Genomic DNA, 17,219 nt, shown 5'->3' on the forward strand with positions numbered 1-17,219 from the left:
CAGGAATCACGTGATGACAACAGATCACAATATTCGCTGGCACACTGGCCGCCTGAGCGCCGACGAGCGCGCGACTCGCATGCGCCAGCAGCCAGCGACCCTATGGCTCACCGGGCTCAGCGGCTCTGGCAAGTCGACCCTGGCCTTCGCCCTGGAATACGCCCTTCATGAACTGGGCTACTCCGCCGTGGTGCTCGACGGCGACAACGTCCGCCACGGCCTGTGCAAGGACTTGGGCTTCAGCCACGAGGACCGCACCGAGAATATCCGCCGCGTAGCCGAAGTGGCCAATTTGATGAACGATGCCGGACTGATAGTCATCACCTCGTTCATCTCACCCTTCCGCCAGGACCGCGAGCAGGCGCGCCAGATCATCGGCGAGGAGCGCTTCCGCGAGATCCACCTGAGCACCGACCTGAGTGTCTGCGAAGAGCGCGACCCCAAGGGCCTGTACAAGAAGGCACGCGCCGGCAAACTGCCAGACTTCACCGGTATCGGATCCCCTTACGAGGAGCCGCTGCAACCTTTCGAGAGCATCGACACCGACCGCCTCAGCCTCGAGGAAAGCGTGGCGCGCCTGATGAAACTGCTGCAACTGCAGCCCATCGAGCGCTGATCGGTGTAGCATCGGCGGCGGAAACAACCGCATGCGATGTCCGCCGCCTTGAACCAACACCTGACCCGCTGGCAATCGCTGGCCCTGCTGGCGCTCCTGCTCGCTCCTCTGCTCTGGCCGCTGCACTTCTTCGCCGAGCGCTACTACAGCGAGCAACTGGCCGAGCAGAATCAGCAGACTCTCGACCTCTACGTCGCCAATCTGCTGGGCACTCTGCGCCGTTACGAGGACCTGCCGCCGATCCTCGGTGAGCTGCCGACCCTGCGCGCCGCGTTGCAAGCGCCGGAAAGCCTGACGGCACAGAACGCCGCCAACCTGGAGCTGCAGCGCATTCGCGGGCGCACCGGGGCGGACGTCATCTACCTGATCCAGGCGGACGGCATGACGCACGCCGCCTCCAACTGGGATCAGCCAGACAGCTTCGTCGGCCGCAACTTCGCCTTCCGCCCCTACTACAAAGAAGCGACACAAGGAAGACAAGGGCGCTTCTTCGGCCTGGGCACGACCTCCAAACGCCGCGGCTACTATTTCGCTAGCGACGTACGTGACGGCGGCAAATTGCTTGGCGTGCTGGTAGTGAAGGTCGACCTCGAACACATGGAGCAGCTATGGGGCAATACGCCAGAGCAATTGCTGGTCATGGACTCCAACGGCGTCGTCATCCTCTCTTCCAGCAACGCCTGGCGCTTCCACACCGGCAAGGAACTCTCACCTGCCAAGCAACGCGAGATCGCCGAGAATATTCCCTACCCGGTGCTGCACCCGGCGCCGCTGAAGATCGACCAACGCCGCTGGATCAGCCAGAGCCGTCACCTGCCGGAGACTGGCTGGACTGTCAGCATCTACACCCCCCGCACTCAGGTCGACGCGCCGGTACGCAGCGTCGTTCTGATCGGCGCGGCCACCCTGATCGCACTCCTTCTGCTGCTGTCGCTGCTGACCATCAGTCGCCGCCATTACCTTGAGCGCATCGCCCTGGAGGCCCAAGCCAAGCACGAACTGGAACTGCGTGTGCAGGAGCGGACACAGGAGCTGGAGGACGCCAACACGCGGTTGCAGGAGGAAGTCAGCAATCGCGAGCAGGCGCAGCGCGAGTTGATGCATGCCCAGGACGAGGTGGTGCAGGCCGGCAAGCTGACAGCCCTGGGCACCATGTCCGCCAGCATCAGCCATGAGCTCAACCAGCCACTGGCGGCGATCCGCAGCTACGCCGACAACGCCCGCGTACTGCTCGACCACGAGCGCTACAGCGACGCCCGCAGCAACCTCGAGCAGATCGGCGAACTGACCGGGCGTATGGCTTCGATCATCGGCCACCTCAAGGCCTACGCCCGCGGCGCCCGCCGGGCGCCGGAGAACGTGGCGTTGCAGCCGGCGATCAATGACGTTCTGGCCCTGGTCGCCCAGCGCCGCCAGGCGATGAACGTGGAGCTGCTGCGCGACCTGCCGGATGCGGCGATCTGGGTGCAGGCCGGCGAGACGCGACTGCGGCAGATTCTCTCCAACCTGATCTCCAACGCCCTCGACGCCCTGACCGAGAAGGGCCTGCCAAGGCGCATCTGGCTGACCACCGAGCAGGCGCCCGAGCGCATCATCCTGTCGCTGCGCGACAACGGTCCCGGCTTCTCCGAAGAGGCCCTGGCCCATGCTCGCGAGCCCTTCTTCACCACCAAGACCAGCGCGAAAGGCCTGGGTCTGGGGCTGGCCATCTGCGACACCCTGCTGCGCACGCTCGGCGGACATCTTGAATTGGGCAATCACCCCGAGGGCGGCGCTCTCGTACAATTGCACCTGTTGCCGGGTATTCCCGGCGTGACCCTGACGCCGCAAGAGGAAACCCGCGCATGAGTTCGGTCGAGCCATTCGACGCCACTACCCAGGTCGTGCTGGTCGATGACGACCCGCACCTGCGCCAGGCGCTCTGCCAGACCCTCGATCTTGCCGGCTTCAAGGTGGTCGCCCTGGGCGATGCGCGTCAGATCGACCCGCAGCAGGCGCGCGACTGGCCGGGAGTAATCGTCAGCGACATTCGTATGCCGGGCATCGATGGCCTGCAGCTGCTGGAACAACTGCACACGCAGGACTCCGAGTTGCCGGTGATCCTGGTGACCGGCCACGGCGACGTCCCATTGGCGGTCAAAGCCATGCGCTCGGGCGCCTACGACTTCCTCGAAAAGCCCTTCCCCAGCGATGCCCTGCTGGACAGTGTGCGCCGAGCGCTCGACGTGCGCCGGCTGGTGCTGGAAAACCGCAGTCTGCGCCTGGCCCTGACCGAACAGAAGGAAGTGCGTGGCCGGCTGGTCGGCCAGTCCGCACCGATGCAGCGCCTGCAACAGCAGGTCGCGTCGCTCGCGGCGATCCAGGCGGACGTGCTGGTCCTCGGCGAAACCGGCTCGGGCAAGGAAGTCGTCGCCCGCGCCCTGCATGACCTGTCGAGCCGCCGCAACGGTCCCTTCGTCGCCATCAACGCCGGCGCGCTGGCTGAGTCAGTGGTGGAAAGCGAGCTGTTCGGCCACGAGCAGGGCGCCTTCACCGGCGCGCAGAAGCGCCGCATCGGCAAGTTCGAGTTCGCCAACGGCGGTACGCTGTTCCTCGACGAGATCGAGAGCATGAGCCTGGACGTCCAGGTGAAGCTGCTGCGCCTGCTGCAGGAGCGCACCGTCGAGCGTCTGGGCTCCAACCAGCTCATTCCGCTGGATATCCGCATCATCGCGGCGACCAAGGAAGACCTGCGCCTGGCCTCCGATGAAGGCCGCTTCCGTGCCGACCTCTACTACCGCCTGAATGTCGCCAGCCTGCGCATTCCACCCTTGCGCGAGCGGGGTGACGACATCCTGCTGCTGTTCCAGCACTTTGCCGAACGCGGCGCGCAGCGCCATGGCCTGAACGTCCGGCCGCTGGACTCGGGGCAGCGGGCACAACTACTGGCACACGGCTGGCCGGGTAATGTCCGCGAACTGCAGAACGCCGCGGAGCGCTATGCCCTCGGCCTGGATCTGGGGCTGGACGACAGCCACGGGAAGGCCACGGCGGCCACTCCCGGCGCCGGTCTGAACGAACAGGTGGAATCCTTCGAGCGCTCACTGATTGCCGCCGAGATGAGCCGGCCGCACAACTCCCTACGCAGCCTCGCCGAGGCGCTGGGCGTACCGCGTAAAACGCTGCACGACAAATTGCGCAAACACGGCCTTCTGTTCTCCGGCAGTGGCGGAAATTCCGCCGACGATGTCGACATCTGAGCAGAAATCCGCCGATGGATTCGACTGCGACCAAGGGCGAACAGCGCCACAGAGCGCTCTGACGTAACCTCCAGCCCTGGCACACACCTTGCTCTGCGACACAGGTGCGATTGCCTCGTGCATCCCACTTCGCGACGTGCCCGCCACGTCGCGCCCGCCGGGCCACGAACCCGACGGTGTCCTTCGGGCTTCTTGCCATCTCGCGTCTTCGATTCGACAGGCGCATCGCCGGGTGCAGTGATCCTGCCCCGGCCAATTTCCCCCTCTCGCATCTTCGCTCAGGACTTTCCTACACAGCGGTCCTGCGCCTCTCTGCACCTGCGAATCAAGCGCAACAGCGCGCCCCGCGTGGGCCTGCGAAATCGACTGCCATTCCGTGGTCATGAAATCGCGCTCAAATCTTCACGAAATCCCCTCTAAATCGGGCGCTAATGCAAAACCTCTCCTATGGTTTATGCGGGGTGGGCAGAGCAGGAAGTACTGCCCAATACATTGGATAGCAAGCTATTGACCTGAATCAGGAGTGCCCCGCCTAGACGGGCGCTAAATAGCCTCACTCTCCAACTTCCTATAGGGAGATTCTTAAATGTCGCAAGAAAGCAGCCAAAAACTGAAGCTAGGCGCTTTGACGGCTCTTGTTGTCGGCTCGATGATCGGCGGGGGCATCTTCTCCCTGCCGCAAAACATGGCCGCCAGCGCTGACGTCGGCGCTATCCTCATCGGCTGGGCCATTACCGCGGTCGGCATGCTGACCCTGGCATTCGTCTTCCAGACCCTGGCCAACCGCAAACCCCAACTCGACGGCGGTGTGTACGCCTACGCCAAGGCCGGTTTCGGTGACTACATGGGCTTCTCTTCAGCCTGGGGTTACTGGATCAGCGCCTGGCTCGGCAACGTCGGTTACTTCCTTCTTCTGTTCAGCACCCTGGGCTACTTCTTCCCGATCTTCGGCAAGGGCGACACCGTCGCGGCAATCATCTGCGCGTCCGTGCTGCTGTGGGCCCTGCACTTCCTGGTGCTGCGCGGGATCAAGGAAGCGGCTTTCATCAACACCGTCACAACGGTGGCGAAGATCGTTCCGCTGTTCCTGTTCATCCTGATCTGCCTGTTCGCCTTCAAGCTGGACATCTTCACCGCGGACATCTGGGGCAAGAGCAACCCTGACCTGGGCAGCGTGATGAACCAGGTGCGCAACATGATGCTGGTCACCGTGTGGGTGTTCATCGGCATCGAAGGCGCTAGCATCTTCTCCTCCCGTGCGGAAAAACGTTCGGACGTCGGTAAGGCCACCGTGATCGGCTTCATCACCGTCCTGTTGCTGCTGGTGCTGGTGAACGTGCTGTCCATGGGCGTGATGACCCAGCCGGAACTGGCCAAGCTGCAGAACCCGTCGATGGCGCTGGTGCTGGAGCATGTGGTCGGTCACTGGGGCGCTGTCCTGATCAGCGTCGGCCTGCTGATCTCCCTGCTGGGTGCCCTGCTCTCCTGGGTACTGCTGTGCGCCGAGATCATGTTTGCCGCCGCCAAGGACCACACCATGCCGGAGTTCCTCCGCAAGGAGAACGCCAACCAGGTGCCGGCCAATGCTCTCTGGCTGACCAACATCTGCGTACAGGTCTTCCTGGTGATCACCTTCTTCACCTCGGGTGACCCGAACGGCATGGACCCGTACACCAAGATGCTGCTGCTGGCGACCTCGATGATCCTGGTCCCGTACTTCTGGTCTGCCGCCTACGGCCTGCTGCTGGCAGTCAAGGGCGAGACCTACGAGAACGATCCGGGCGAGCGCAGCAAAGACCTGATCATTGCCGGCATCTCGGTTCTCTACGCAGTGTGGCTGATCTACGCAGGCGGCCTGAAGTACCTGCTGCTGTCGGCGCTGCTGTACGCGCCCGGCGTCATCCTCTTCGCCAAAGCGAAACATGAAGTGGGTCAACCCATCTTCACCAATGTCGAGAAGCTCATCTTCGCGGTTGTCGTGATCGGTGCACTGATCGCGGCCTATGGCCTCTACGACGGCTTCCTCACTCTGTAACTCCTGGAGACATCTCATGAGCACGGAAAAAACCAAACTTGGCGTTCATTCTGAAGCTGGCAAACTACGCAAAGTGATGGTCTGCTCGCCCGGACTCGCCCATCAACGCCTGACCCCGAGCAACTGCGACGAGTTGCTGTTCGACGACGTTATCTGGGTGAACCAGGCGAAGCGCGACCACTTCGACTTCGTCACCAAGATGCGCGAACGCGGCATCGATGTTCTGGAAATGCACAACCTGCTGACCGACATCGTGGCGAACCCCGAAGCCCTGAAGTGGATCCTTGATCGCAAGATCACCGCTGACAGCGTCGGCCTCGGGCTGACCCAGGAACTGCGTGGCTGGCTGGAAAGCCTGGAACCGCGCAAGCTGGCCGAATTCCTCATCGGTGGCGTGGCCGCCGACGATATCCCGGAAAGCGAAGGCGCCAAGGCGCTAAAGATGTACCGCGACTACCTGGGCCACTCCAGCTTCCTGCTGCCACCTCTGCCCAACACCCAGTTCACCCGTGACACCACCTGCTGGATCTACGGCGGCGTGACCCTGAACCCCATGTACTGGCCGGCGCGACGTCAAGAAACCCTGCTGACCACCGCCATCTACAAGTTCCACCCGGAATTCACCAACGCCGAATTCGAAGTCTGGTACGGCGATCCGGACAAAGACCACGGCATGTCCACCCTCGAGGGTGGTGACGTGATGCCCATCGGCAATGGCGTCGTCCTGATCGGCATGGGCGAACGCTCCTCCCGCCAGGCCATCGGCCAGGTAGCCCAGGCGCTGTTCGCCAAGGGCGCTGCCGAGAAAGTCATCGTCGCCGGTCTGCCGAAATCCCGCGCCGCGATGCACCTGGACACCGTCTTCACCTTCTGCGACCGCGACTTGGTCACCGTCTTCCCGGAAGTGGTGAAAGAGATCGTTCCGTTCATCCTGCGCCCGGACGAGAAGAGCCCCTACGGCATCAACGTCCAGCGCGAAGACAAGGACTTCATGACTGTCGTCGCCGAGTCCCTGGGCCTGAAGAAACTGCGCGTCGTCGAAACCGGCGGCAACAGCTTCGCCGCCGAACGCGAACAGTGGGACGACGGTAACAACGTGGTCTGCCTGGAACCGGGCGTGGTGGTTGGTTACGACCGCAACACCTACACCAACACCCTGCTGCGCAAGGCTGGCGTGGAAGTCATCACCATCAGCGCCGGCGAATTGGGCCGGGGCCGTGGCGGCGGTCACTGCATGACCTGCCCAATCATCCGCGACCCGATCGACTATTGATCGATCGGCACCCGATAAACGCGACTACCTCAACCAGAGCGCATTGACCTCACGAGGCGGCCCTTGCCAGGGCCGCCTGCCCCGCCAGCCACGAGCTGTACTGACGCGGGCGAGATCGGATCCCACAAGGAGAAACACCATGGCTTTCAATATGCACAACCGCAACCTGCTCAGCCTGATGCACCACAGCACCCGCGAGTTGCGCTATCTGCTCGACCTGTCCCGCGACCTGAAACGCGCCAAGTACACCGGTACCGAGCAGCAACACCTGAAAGGCAACAACATTGCGCTGATCTTCGAAAAGACCTCGACCCGCACCCGCTGCGCCTTCGAAGTCGCCGCCTATGACCAGGGCGCCAACGTTACCTACATCGACCCGAACTCCTCGCAGATCGGCCACAAGGAGTCAATGAAGGACACCGCCCGCGTACTGGGCCGTATGTACGACGCCATCGAGTACCGTGGCTTCAAGCAGGAAATTGTCGAAGAACTGGCCAAGTTCGCCGGCGTTCCGGTGTTCAACGGCCTGACCGACGAATACCACCCGACCCAGATGCTGGCCGACGTGCTGACCATGCGCGAGCACAGCGACAAGCCGCTGCATGATATCGCCTACGCCTACCTGGGCGACGCCCGCAACAACATGGGTAACTCCCTGCTGCTGATCGGCGCCAAACTGGGCATGGACGTACGCATTGCCGCACCGAAGGAACTCTGGCCGACCGACGAGCACGTTGCCGCCTGCAAGAAGTTCGCTGAAGAAAGCGGTGCCCGCATCACCATCACCGAAGACCCGAAAGAAGCCGTCAAAGGCGTGGACTTCATCCACACCGACGTGTGGGTATCGATGGGTGAACCGGTCGAAGCCTGGGGCGAACGCATCAGCGAACTGCTTCCCTACCAGGTCAACCTGGACATGATGAAGGCCGCCGGCAACCCGCGCGTGAAGTTCATGCACTGCCTGCCCGCCTTCCACAACAGCGAGACCAAGGTCGGCAAGGAAATCGCCGCCAAGTACCCGAACCTGAAGAACGGCATCGAAGTGACCGAAGACGTCTTCGAATCCCCCTACAACATTGCCTTCGAGCAGGCGGAAAACCGCATGCACACCATCAAGGCAATCCTCGTTTCGACCCTCGCCGACATGTAATGCCGGACAGCCCCGGACCGCGACGAGGTCGCCGGTCCGGGCGCTCCCACTCTTTCGGAGGAAATGAATATGCGTATCGTCGTCGCATTGGGCGGTAATGCCCTGCTGCGTCGTGGCGAGCCCATGACTGCCGACAACCAGCGCACCAACGTACGGATCGCTGCCGAACAGATCGCCAAGGTTGCCCCGGGCAACGAACTGGTGATCGCCCACGGCAACGGCCCGCAGGTCGGCCTGCTGGCCCTGCAGGGCGCAGCCTACGAAAAGGTCAGCCCCTACCCGCTGGACGTTCTCGGCGCCGAGACCGAAGGCATGATCGGCTACATGATCGAACAGGAAATGGGCAACCTGCTGCCGTTCGAAGTGCCGTTCGCCACCCTGCTCACCCAGGTCGAGGTCGATTCCAAGGACCCGGCCTTCCAGAACCCGACCAAGCCCATCGGCCCGGTCTACTCCAAGGAAGAGGCCGAAGCCCTCGCCAAGGAGAAAGGCTGGAGCATCGCCCCGGACGGCGACAAGTTCCGCCGCGTCGTGGCCAGCCCGCGTCCGAAGCGCATCTTCGAGATCCGCCCGGTCAAGTGGCTGCTGGAGAAAGGCACCATCGTCATCTGCGCAGGCGGCGGCGGCATCCCGACCATGTACGACGAATCCGGCAAGAAACTCTCCGGCGTCGAAGCGGTGATCGACAAGGACCTCTGCTCCTCGCTGCTGGCCCAGGAACTGTCGGCTGACATCCTGATCATCGCCACCGACGTGGACGCGGCCTACATCGACTGGGGCAAGCCAACCCAGAAAGCCATCGCCCAGGCGCACCCGGACGAACTGGAACGCCTAGGCTTCGCCGCTGGCTCCATGGGCCCGAAAGTCCAGGCTGCCATGGAGTTCGCCCGCAACACCGGCAAGGACGCGGTGATCGGCTCGCTGGAAAACATCGTCGCCATCACCAAGGGCGAATCCGGCACCCGGGTCAGCACCAAGAAAGCCGGCATCGAATACCGCTGAGTTTTGCCGCGGTAAAAAACGGGAGCCCGTCGCGGCTCCCGTTTTCATTCATGACTCCTGCAAGATTCGCACGGGAACTCGTCGCCTTCTTCCGACAAATCCTGGCGCGAGCGTGACTCGGCGGTCATCATCCTCGTCAGCTAAAGCATTCCGAATCACTAGAAGCCACGCCTGGCTTTGTGCCACCGGGCTGCCCCTCCATGGGCCACCGTCGTCCGGCGCGCAAGATGCACTTGCTGAAGGAGTTTCCGAGAGATGTCTCGACTACCGGTCATCGTTGGTTTTGGTGGATATAACGCGGCAGGCCGCAGTTCCTTCCACCATGGGTTCCGCCGTACCGTCCTTGAATCCATGGAGCCCGCCGCCCGCCAGGAAACCCTCGCCGGTCTCGCGGTTATGATGAAACTGGTCAAGGTCGTCGATGGCCAGTACCAGGACGCCGACGGCAACAGCCTCGATCTTGCCGCCATCGAGCAGCGCTTCGAGCAACAGATTCGCCAGTCCACCCTGATCCGCCGCATCGAGCTGCAATACCTCGACGTCGACGCCGCGCACTGCCACAAGAGCCTCACCGTCAACGCCGCCGGCAGCCCGGTGACTTTCACCACCTTGCGCAAGCAACTGCCCGAGCCGCTGCCGGCCAACTGGTCGGTGGAGGAACTCGAAGGCGGCGAAGTCCGCGTCACCCTGCACGACAGCTGCGAATTCAAGGTCGACAGCTACCGCGCGCTGCCGGTGAAGTCCGCCGGCCAGCTGCCCACCGGCTTCGAGCCGAGCGAGCTGTACAACTCGCGCTTCCACCCGCGCGGCCTGCAGATGTCCGTGGTCGCCGCCACCGACGCGGTGCGCTCCACCGGCCTCGACTGGCAGACCATCTGCAACGCCGTACAGCCTGACGAAATCGCCGTATTCTCCAGCAGCATCATGAGCCAGCTCGACGAGAACGGCTTCGGCGGCCTGCTGCAGTCGCGCCTGCGTGGCCACCGCGTGTCAGCCAAGCAGCTGCCGCTGGGCTTCAACAGCATGCCCACCGACTTCATCAACGCCTACGTGCTGGGCAGCGTCGGCATGACCGGCAGCGTCACCGGCGCCTGCGCGACCTTCCTGTACAACCTGCAGAAAGGCATCGACGTCATCACCACCGGCCAGGCCCGCGTGGCCATCGTCGGCAACGCCGAAGCGCCGATCACTTCCGAGATCATCGAGGGCTACGCCGCCATGGGCGCGCTGGCCACCGAAGAAGGCCTGCGTCTAATCGAAGGCCGCGACGACGTCGACTTCCGCCGCGCCAGCCGTCCGTTCGGCGACAACTGCGGCTTCTCCCTGGCCGAGTCCGCGCAGTACATAGTGCTGATGGACGACGCCCTGGCCCTGGAGCTGGGCGCCGACATCCACGGCTCGGTGCCGGACGTGTTCATCAACGCCGACGGCTTCAAGAAGTCCATCTCCGCCCCCGGTCCGGGCAACTACCTGACCATGGCCAAGGCGGTGGCCGCCGCTGCGCAGATCGTTGGCGAGAAGAGCGTGCGCCAGCACAGCTTCGTCCACGCCCACGGCTCCAGCACCCCGGCCAACCGCGTCACCGAATCGGAAATCCTCGACCGCGTCGCCACCGCCTTCGGCATCGACGGCTGGCCTGTCACCGCGGTGAAAGCCTTCGTCGGACACTCCCTGGCCACCGCCAGCGCCGACCAGCTGATCTCCGCCCTGGGCACCTTCCGCTACGGCATCATTCCCGGCATCAAGACCGTCGAGAAGTTCGCCGACGATGTTTTCAAGGACCATATCGCCCTGTCCAACAGCGACGTGCGCCGCGACGACCTGGAAGTCTGCTTCATCAACTCCAAGGGCTTCGGCGGCAACAACGCCACCGGCGTGCTGCTGTCCCCGACCATCACCGAGAAGATGCTGCGCAAGCGCCACGGCGATGCCGCCTTCACCGACTACCAGGCGCGCCGCGAAGCCACCCGCGCAGCCGCCCGGCAGTACGACGAAGCCGCCACCCAGGGCCGCTTCGACATCATCTACAACTTCGGCAACGACATGATCGACGAGCAGGCCATCGAGATCAGCGACCAGGGCATCCAGGTCCCCGGCTTCAGCCAGACCATTGCCTACAAGAAGGACGAACGCTTCAGCGACATGCTCGACTGATCGCCGACGTTGAACGAAAAAGCCGGGCAGATGCCCGGCTTTTCTCATTCTTGAAGACAGCTCGCTCCTACAAGTACACATCCGAGGTCAGTACGTCCCCTGCCCCACACCAAGCTCGAGAATGCTCGCCTTGAGATTCTCGAAGTCGTACTCGCTGAGCCCGACGTAATCCAGCACCAGCGCACGCACGCTCTCCCACTCGTGGTCCTCGTCCTGATTGCCAAGTACACGGTACGAGCCGCAGATGTGCTCGGCCATTTTGAGGATGGCCAGCAGGTTCTTCAGCTGGGTATCGCGGCAGTTGTCCTCGCTGAAGATCGACAGCGCATTGTGGTGGTTGGCGATGGCCTCGCACACGTGCTCAGGCAAGCGCCAGGAGCGCGCGGTGAAGTAGCCGACCACCGCATGGTTGGTGTTCAGCACGCGATTCTCGGTGTCCACCACGCGGCGCTCGTCGCTGGCGCTGGCGTAGGCCTCCTCCAGCACCGCCATGTAGTGCGGGAAGCGCTTGAGCATCAGCGGGATGCCGCAGTTGTGGAACAGCCCCAGCGCATACGCCTCGTCCACCGACTCGTAGCCGATGCGCTTGGCCAGGGTCAGGCAGCTCATGGCCACGTCCTGAGCGGTATCCCAGAAGCGGTTGAGGGTGACGATGGTGGCGTCGGTCATCTCTCCCTTGATCGACTGCGCGTTGATCAGGTTGATCACCGAGCGGCTGCCCAGCAGGTTCACTGCGCGCTGGATCGAGGTGATGCGGTTGGCCAGGCCGAAGAACGGCGAGTTCACCAGCTTCAGCAGCGCGCCGGACAGCCCTGGATCCTGGCTGATCAGCTTGGCGATCGCCTTCAGGTCCGGATTGGGCATGAACTGCTCCATCTGCAGGTCAACCATGATCTGCGGCTGCGGCGGCACACTGATGCCCTGCAGGGCCTGACGGATCTGTTCGGCGGAGAGTTCTTGGGACATGGGGCGCGCTGGCGAAGTGGAGGGGAGGCACAGTTTACCCAGAGCGGAGGCGTCTGGAACTGCCCTTTCGATGGTTCATGCATCGGCCGCGCCTGCCGAAGCTTTATGGCGCCCATGTCCGCAACGAATCGACCAAACGCGCACGCGCCGCGCTCCGGCGGCGCACGCTGCTGCGCTATAATCCCGCTCTTTTTGCCGGAGCCCTTCCCCATGACCCTGCCCAGCCTGCGTCTGAAAGCCAACGCCGAGCGCCGCCTGCGCGCCGGCCACCTGTGGGTCTACAGCAACGAGGTGGACGTCGCCGCCACCCCGCTGAACGGATTCGGCGCCGGCGAACAGGCCATCCTCGAAATGGCCAACGGCAAGCCGCTGGGCATCGTCGCGATGAGCCCGAACAACCTCATCTGCGCCCGCCTGATTTCCCGTGATACCAAGCACGTTCTCGACAAATCCCTGTTGGTTCACCGCCTGAACGTCGCTCTGAGCCTGCGCGACCGCCTGTTCGACAAGCCTTTCTACCGTCTGGTCTACGGCGACTCGGACCTGCTGCCGGGCCTGGTGGTGGACCGTTTCGGCGACGTACTGGTCGTCCAGCTCGCCTCGGCAACCATGGAGAAGCACCGCGACGACGTGCTCGCCGCGCTGCTGCAGGTGCTCAAGCCCAGCGCCGTGCTGTGGAAGAACGACTCCAGCGCCCGTGACGCCGAGGGCCTGGAGCGCTATGTCGCCAACGCCTACGGCGAAGTCCCGGAATGGGTCGCCCTGGAAGAGAACGGCGTGAAGTTCGAAGCTCCGGTGCTGGCCGGCCAGAAGACCGGCTGGTTCTACGATCACCGCATGAACCGCGCCCGCCTGCAGCCCTACGTACAGGGCAAGCGCGTGCTCGATCTGTTCAGCTACATCGGCGGCTGGGGCATCCAGGCCGCAGCCTTCGGCGCCAGCGAAGTGATGTGCGTCGATGCCTCCGGCTTCGCCCTCGACGGTGTCGAGCGCAACGCCACGCTGAACGGCCTCGCCGAGAAAGTGGCCTGCGTGGAAGGTGACGTGTTCGACGCCCTGCGCGAACTGAAGGCCGCCGACGAGCGCTTCGACGTGATCGTTGCCGACCCGCCCGCGTTCATCAAACGCAAGAAGGACCTGAAGAACGGCGAGGCTGCGTACCGCCGTCTCAACGAACAGGCCATGCGCCTGCTGTCCAAGGACGGCGTGCTGGTCAGCGCTTCCTGCTCCATGCACCTGCCCGAGGACGACCTGCAGAACATCCTGCTGGGCAGCGCCCGCCACCTGGACCGCAACATCCAGCTGCTCGAACGCGGCGGCCAGGGCCCGGACCACCCGGTACACCCGGCGATCCCCGAAACCCGCTACATCAAGAGCCTGACCGTACGCCTGCTGCCCAACGGCTAAGGCTTTACGGTACGACAGGAACGGGGCGTTTCCGCGAGGGAGCGCCCCGTTTTTCATTGCAGCGATGGATGGCAGATAACGCCTGGGGCATGATGCGCCTTACGGGTCCGTAGCCGCGTAGAGCGCATAAAGCGGAACGCTTTATGCGCCGCCCTCACTTCATCGGCATCAACGAATCCGCCTCGCTGATCACTGCCTTGCCGGTCTTGCGCTCGAACAGGCACAGCTCGCGGCCCGGTTTGCCCTTCATGTGTTTCTGCGCATAGGTCCCGCCAATCATCAGCGCCGTGTAGCCCACGCTGTCATCGAACAGCACCGGCGAGCCCAGCACCTTCTTGTTCTGCAGATGGCTCAGCGCCAGGCAGGCTTCGCGCTGCTGCTTGTCCTGCGCCTGCCAGGCCTCGTCGGACGAAGCCTGCACACTGCCGGCAAACAGCACGGCGAGCAGGGCGATGCGGGTGACTTTCATGGGGTTGCTCCTTCAACGAACGGGACGGGAAAAGCGCCAGTGGCCATTCAGACCGCACCGGATCGGCGAAAGTCTATGCCTTGTGCCGACCACCAGCCTTTCCCTGGCGGCAAGGCCCGGCGTAGAATCGGGACATTCCTGCCATTTATCCCCCGGCGGGCCTGTGAGCCCCGGCCGAGCAGGCGGTGACCCCGCCACGCCCCGCGCCGACCTCGCCCATGCAAGGCCATCTGCTGTTTGCATCCGGTGCGTACCGCGCTCACGATACGACTTAGAGTCTGCTCAAGGTCTCGCCGGCCAGCCCTACCCGCTGTACGCCGCCGCACTTCAAGACCCGGATCGACTCCCACCGTGACCTGATGCGCAGGAACCTGTCATGCCCGATTACCGCTCGAAAACCTCCACCCACGGCCGCAACATGGCCGGCGCCCGTGCTCTCTGGCGCGCCACCGGGATGAAGGACGAAGACTTCAAGAAGCCGATCATCGCCATCGCCAACTCCTTCACCCAGTTCGTGCCCGGCCACGTGCATCTGAAGGACCTGGGCCAGTTGGTAGCCCGCGAGATCGAAAAACACGGCGGCGTGGCCAAGGAATTCAACACCATTGCCGTAGACGACGGCATCGCCATGGGCCATGACGGCATGCTCTATTCCCTGCCGTCGCGCGAGATCATCGCCGACTCCGTGGAATACATGGTCAACGCCCACTGCGCCGACGCCATCGTCTGCATCTCAAACTGCGACAAGATCACCCCCGGCATGCTGATGGCCGCCCTGCGCCTGAACATCCCGGTGGTATTCGTCTCCGGCGGTCCGATGGAAGCCGGCAAGACCAAGCTGGCTAATCACGGCCTCGACCTGGTGGACGCCATGGTCGTCGCCGCCGACGACTCCTGCTCCGACGAAAAGGTCGCCGAGTACGAGCGCAGCGCCTGCCCGACCTGCGGCTCCTGCTCCGGCATGTTCACCGCCAACTCGATGAACTGCCTGACCGAAGCCCTGGGCCTGTCGCTGCCGGGCAATGGTTCTACCCTTGCTACCCACTCCGACCGCGAGCAGCTGTTCCTGCGCGCCGGCCGCCTGGCCGTCGAGCTCTGCCAGCGCTACTACGGCGAAGGCGATGAATCCGTGCTGCCGCGCAATGTCGCCAGCTTCAAGGCGTTCGAGAACGCCATGACCCTGGACATCGCCATGGGCGGTTCGACCAACACCATCCTGCACCTGCTGGCCGCCGCCCAGGAGGCGGAGATCGCCTTCGACCTGCGCGACATCGATCGCCTGTCGCGCAAGGTGCCGCAGCTGTGCAAGGTCGCGCCGAACATCCAGAAGTACCACATGGAAGACGTGCACCGTGCCGGTGGCATCTTCTCCATCCTCGGCGAGCTGGCCCGTGGCGGCCTGCTGCACACCGATGTGCCGACCGTGCACAGCCCGAGCATGGCCGACGCCATCGCCGAGTGGGACATCACCCAGACCCAGGACGAGAAGGTCCACACCTTCTTCAAGGCCGGCCCCGCCGGCATCCCGACCCAGGTCGCCTTCAGCCAGAGCACCCGCTGGGACACCCTCGACGCCGACCGCGCCGAAGGCTGCATCCGCAGCGTCGAGCACGCCTACTCCCAGGAAGGCGGCCTGGCCGTGCTGTACGGCAACATCGCCCTCGACGGCTGCGTGGTGAAGACCGCCGGCGTGGACGAATCCATCCACGTGTTCGAAGGTCGCGCGAAGATCTTCGAAAGCCAGGACGGCGCCGTGAAGGGCATCCTCGCCGACGAAGTGAAGCCGGGCGACATCGTGATCATCCGCTACGAAGGCCCGAAGGGCGGCCCGGGCATGCAGGAAATGCTGTACCCGACCAGCTACCTGAAATCCAAAGGACTGGGCAAGGAGTGCGCGCTGCTCACCGACGGCCGTTTCTCCGGCGGCACCTCGGGCCTGTCCATTGGCCACGCCTCGCCGGAAGCTGCCGCTGGCGGCGCCATCGGCCTGGTGCAGGACGGCGACAAGGTGCTGATCGACATCCCCAACCGCAGCATCAACCTGCTGGTGAGTGATGAAGAACTGGCCGCCCGCCGCGCCGAGCAGGACAAGAAAGGCTGGAAGCCGGCTCAACCCCGCGCACGCAAGGTGAGCACCGCGCTGAAGGCCTACGCCCTGCTGGCCACCAGCGCCGACAAGGGCGCAGTGCGCGACAAGGCGCTGCTGGACGGTTGAGTCTGGCGGTGTCATGAAAAAAGCCCGGCGAATGCCGGGCTTTTTTCATCTTGAGTATCAGGGCTTGGTCGCCACCACACAGCCACCAGTGCCAGGCCTGATGCCACGGTCGGCGTCACAGATGGTGCCCGATAGCTTCCAAATTACCATGCTGGAACCGCTATCTTTCGTGGATTCCAACGCAAGCATCAGCGGCGTACCACTAGAGTCGGTAGCACTGGTTGTAGCTTCAATTTTTCCCGCTTTCACCGAGTAACCAGATGGCACATTCGAAGTTTCAAACGTATCCGGAATTCCATAGGCGCCATTTTTGCACTCCGAGATTGCCCCCGCCTCGACCATGCACATGCCAACCGCAGTCTTGATACCGGCCATTTCGGCGATCGCAGCACTGGCTTTGCTGCGGGAGGAATAATCGGAGTAGATCGGGATCGATACCGAAGCCAGAATCCCGATGATCGCCACCACGATCATCAGCTCGATCAGGGTGAAGCCCTGTTGTTTGCGCATCTGCGTATCCCTCTGGGTTGAGCCGGAAACCCGAATGGCCCCGGATGCCTCCCAGTGAAGCCGCGCCAGCCGGCGCAAACACTCAGACGCGTCCGCGCACCTTGTTGAAAATTCGGCAGTTATCCTCCAGACCGAAAGTCTCCGGGGTGCCGCCGTACAGAGACGCCGTAGGAACTCAGGCTT

Annotated in this window: 13 protein-coding genes; 10 read left to right on the forward strand and 3 right to left on the reverse strand. The window is 63.6% G+C overall.

The window, feature by feature from the left end; translation table 11 throughout:
- Nucleotides 1-13 precede the first annotated feature (13 nt).
- The 8 genes from cysC to IB274_RS17295 all read left to right on the forward strand — a co-directional run bounded on the left by cysC (nt 14) and on the right by IB274_RS17295 (nt 11,469).
- Nucleotides 14-616, forward strand: a complete 603-nt coding sequence (gene cysC / locus IB274_RS17260) for an adenylyl-sulfate kinase (RefSeq protein WP_192433130.1) — start codon at nt 14-16, stop codon at nt 614-616.
- 36 nt (nt 617-652) lie between these two features.
- Nucleotides 653-2,464 (forward strand): sensor histidine kinase, encoded by a 1,812-nt coding sequence (locus tag IB274_RS17265; RefSeq protein ID WP_192433131.1) that lies wholly within the window; start codon nt 653-655, stop codon nt 2,462-2,464.
- Nucleotides 2,461-3,855: a two-component system response regulator DctD gene (dctD, locus tag IB274_RS17270; RefSeq protein WP_192433134.1), complete on the forward strand. Its 1,395-nt coding sequence runs from the start codon at nt 2,461-2,463 to the stop codon at nt 3,853-3,855. Before IB274_RS17265 ends, dctD begins: the two co-directional genes overlap by 4 nt.
- A gap of 586 nt (nt 3,856-4,441) precedes the next feature.
- Nucleotides 4,442-5,890, forward strand: a complete 1,449-nt coding sequence (gene arcD, locus IB274_RS17275) for an arginine-ornithine antiporter (RefSeq protein ID WP_192433136.1) — start codon at nt 4,442-4,444, stop codon at nt 5,888-5,890.
- A 16-nt stretch (nt 5,891-5,906) separates the two neighbouring features.
- Nucleotides 5,907-7,163, forward strand: coding sequence for an arginine deiminase (arcA, locus tag IB274_RS17280; RefSeq protein WP_088420165.1), 1,257 nt, complete (start codon nt 5,907-5,909; stop codon nt 7,161-7,163).
- A 139-nt stretch (nt 7,164-7,302) separates the two neighbouring features.
- Nucleotides 7,303-8,313 (forward strand): ornithine carbamoyltransferase, encoded by a 1,011-nt coding sequence (locus IB274_RS17285; protein WP_192433138.1) that lies wholly within the window; start codon nt 7,303-7,305, stop codon nt 8,311-8,313.
- A 69-nt stretch (nt 8,314-8,382) separates the two neighbouring features.
- Nucleotides 8,383-9,315, forward strand: a complete 933-nt coding sequence (gene arcC, locus IB274_RS17290) for a carbamate kinase (protein ID WP_138524292.1) — start codon at nt 8,383-8,385, stop codon at nt 9,313-9,315.
- Between the two features lie 255 nt (nt 9,316-9,570).
- Complete coding sequence (locus IB274_RS17295; protein ID WP_192433140.1) at nt 9,571-11,469, forward strand: beta-ketoacyl synthase; 1,899 nt, start codon at nt 9,571-9,573, stop codon at nt 11,467-11,469.
- Between the two features lie 87 nt (nt 11,470-11,556).
- Here IB274_RS17295 and IB274_RS17300 read toward each other — a convergent pair whose 3' ends face one another.
- Nucleotides 11,557-12,381 (reverse strand): HDOD domain-containing protein, encoded by an 825-nt coding sequence (locus IB274_RS17300; protein ID WP_138214273.1) that lies wholly within the window; start codon nt 12,379-12,381, stop codon nt 11,557-11,559.
- Between the two features lie 264 nt (nt 12,382-12,645).
- Between IB274_RS17300 and IB274_RS17305 the strand changes: the two genes are divergently transcribed.
- A complete protein-coding gene (locus IB274_RS17305) occupies nt 12,646-13,842 on the forward strand; it encodes a class I SAM-dependent rRNA methyltransferase (RefSeq protein ID WP_192433142.1) in 1,197 nt (398 codons plus the stop codon).
- Nucleotides 13,843-13,996: 154 nt separating this feature from the next.
- Here IB274_RS17305 and IB274_RS17310 read toward each other — a convergent pair whose 3' ends face one another.
- Nucleotides 13,997-14,311 (reverse strand): hypothetical protein, encoded by a 315-nt coding sequence (locus IB274_RS17310; protein WP_192433144.1) that lies wholly within the window; start codon nt 14,309-14,311, stop codon nt 13,997-13,999.
- A gap of 376 nt (nt 14,312-14,687) precedes the next feature.
- Here IB274_RS17310 and ilvD point away from each other — a divergent pair, with 376 nt between their 5' ends.
- Entirely contained in the window at nt 14,688-16,526 is a 1,839-nt protein-coding gene (gene ilvD, locus IB274_RS17315) for a dihydroxy-acid dehydratase (RefSeq protein ID WP_192433146.1), read from the forward strand.
- A gap of 57 nt (nt 16,527-16,583) precedes the next feature.
- Here the strand turns inward: ilvD and IB274_RS17320 are convergent, their stop codons facing one another.
- A complete protein-coding gene (locus IB274_RS17320; RefSeq protein WP_192433148.1) occupies nt 16,584-17,036 on the reverse strand; it encodes a pilin in 453 nt (150 codons plus the stop codon).
- Nucleotides 17,037-17,219: the final 183 nt, after the last annotated feature.

The organism is Pseudomonas sp. PDM18 (assembly GCF_014852585.1).
Classification (GTDB): Bacteria; Pseudomonadota; Gammaproteobacteria; order Pseudomonadales; family Pseudomonadaceae; genus Pseudomonas.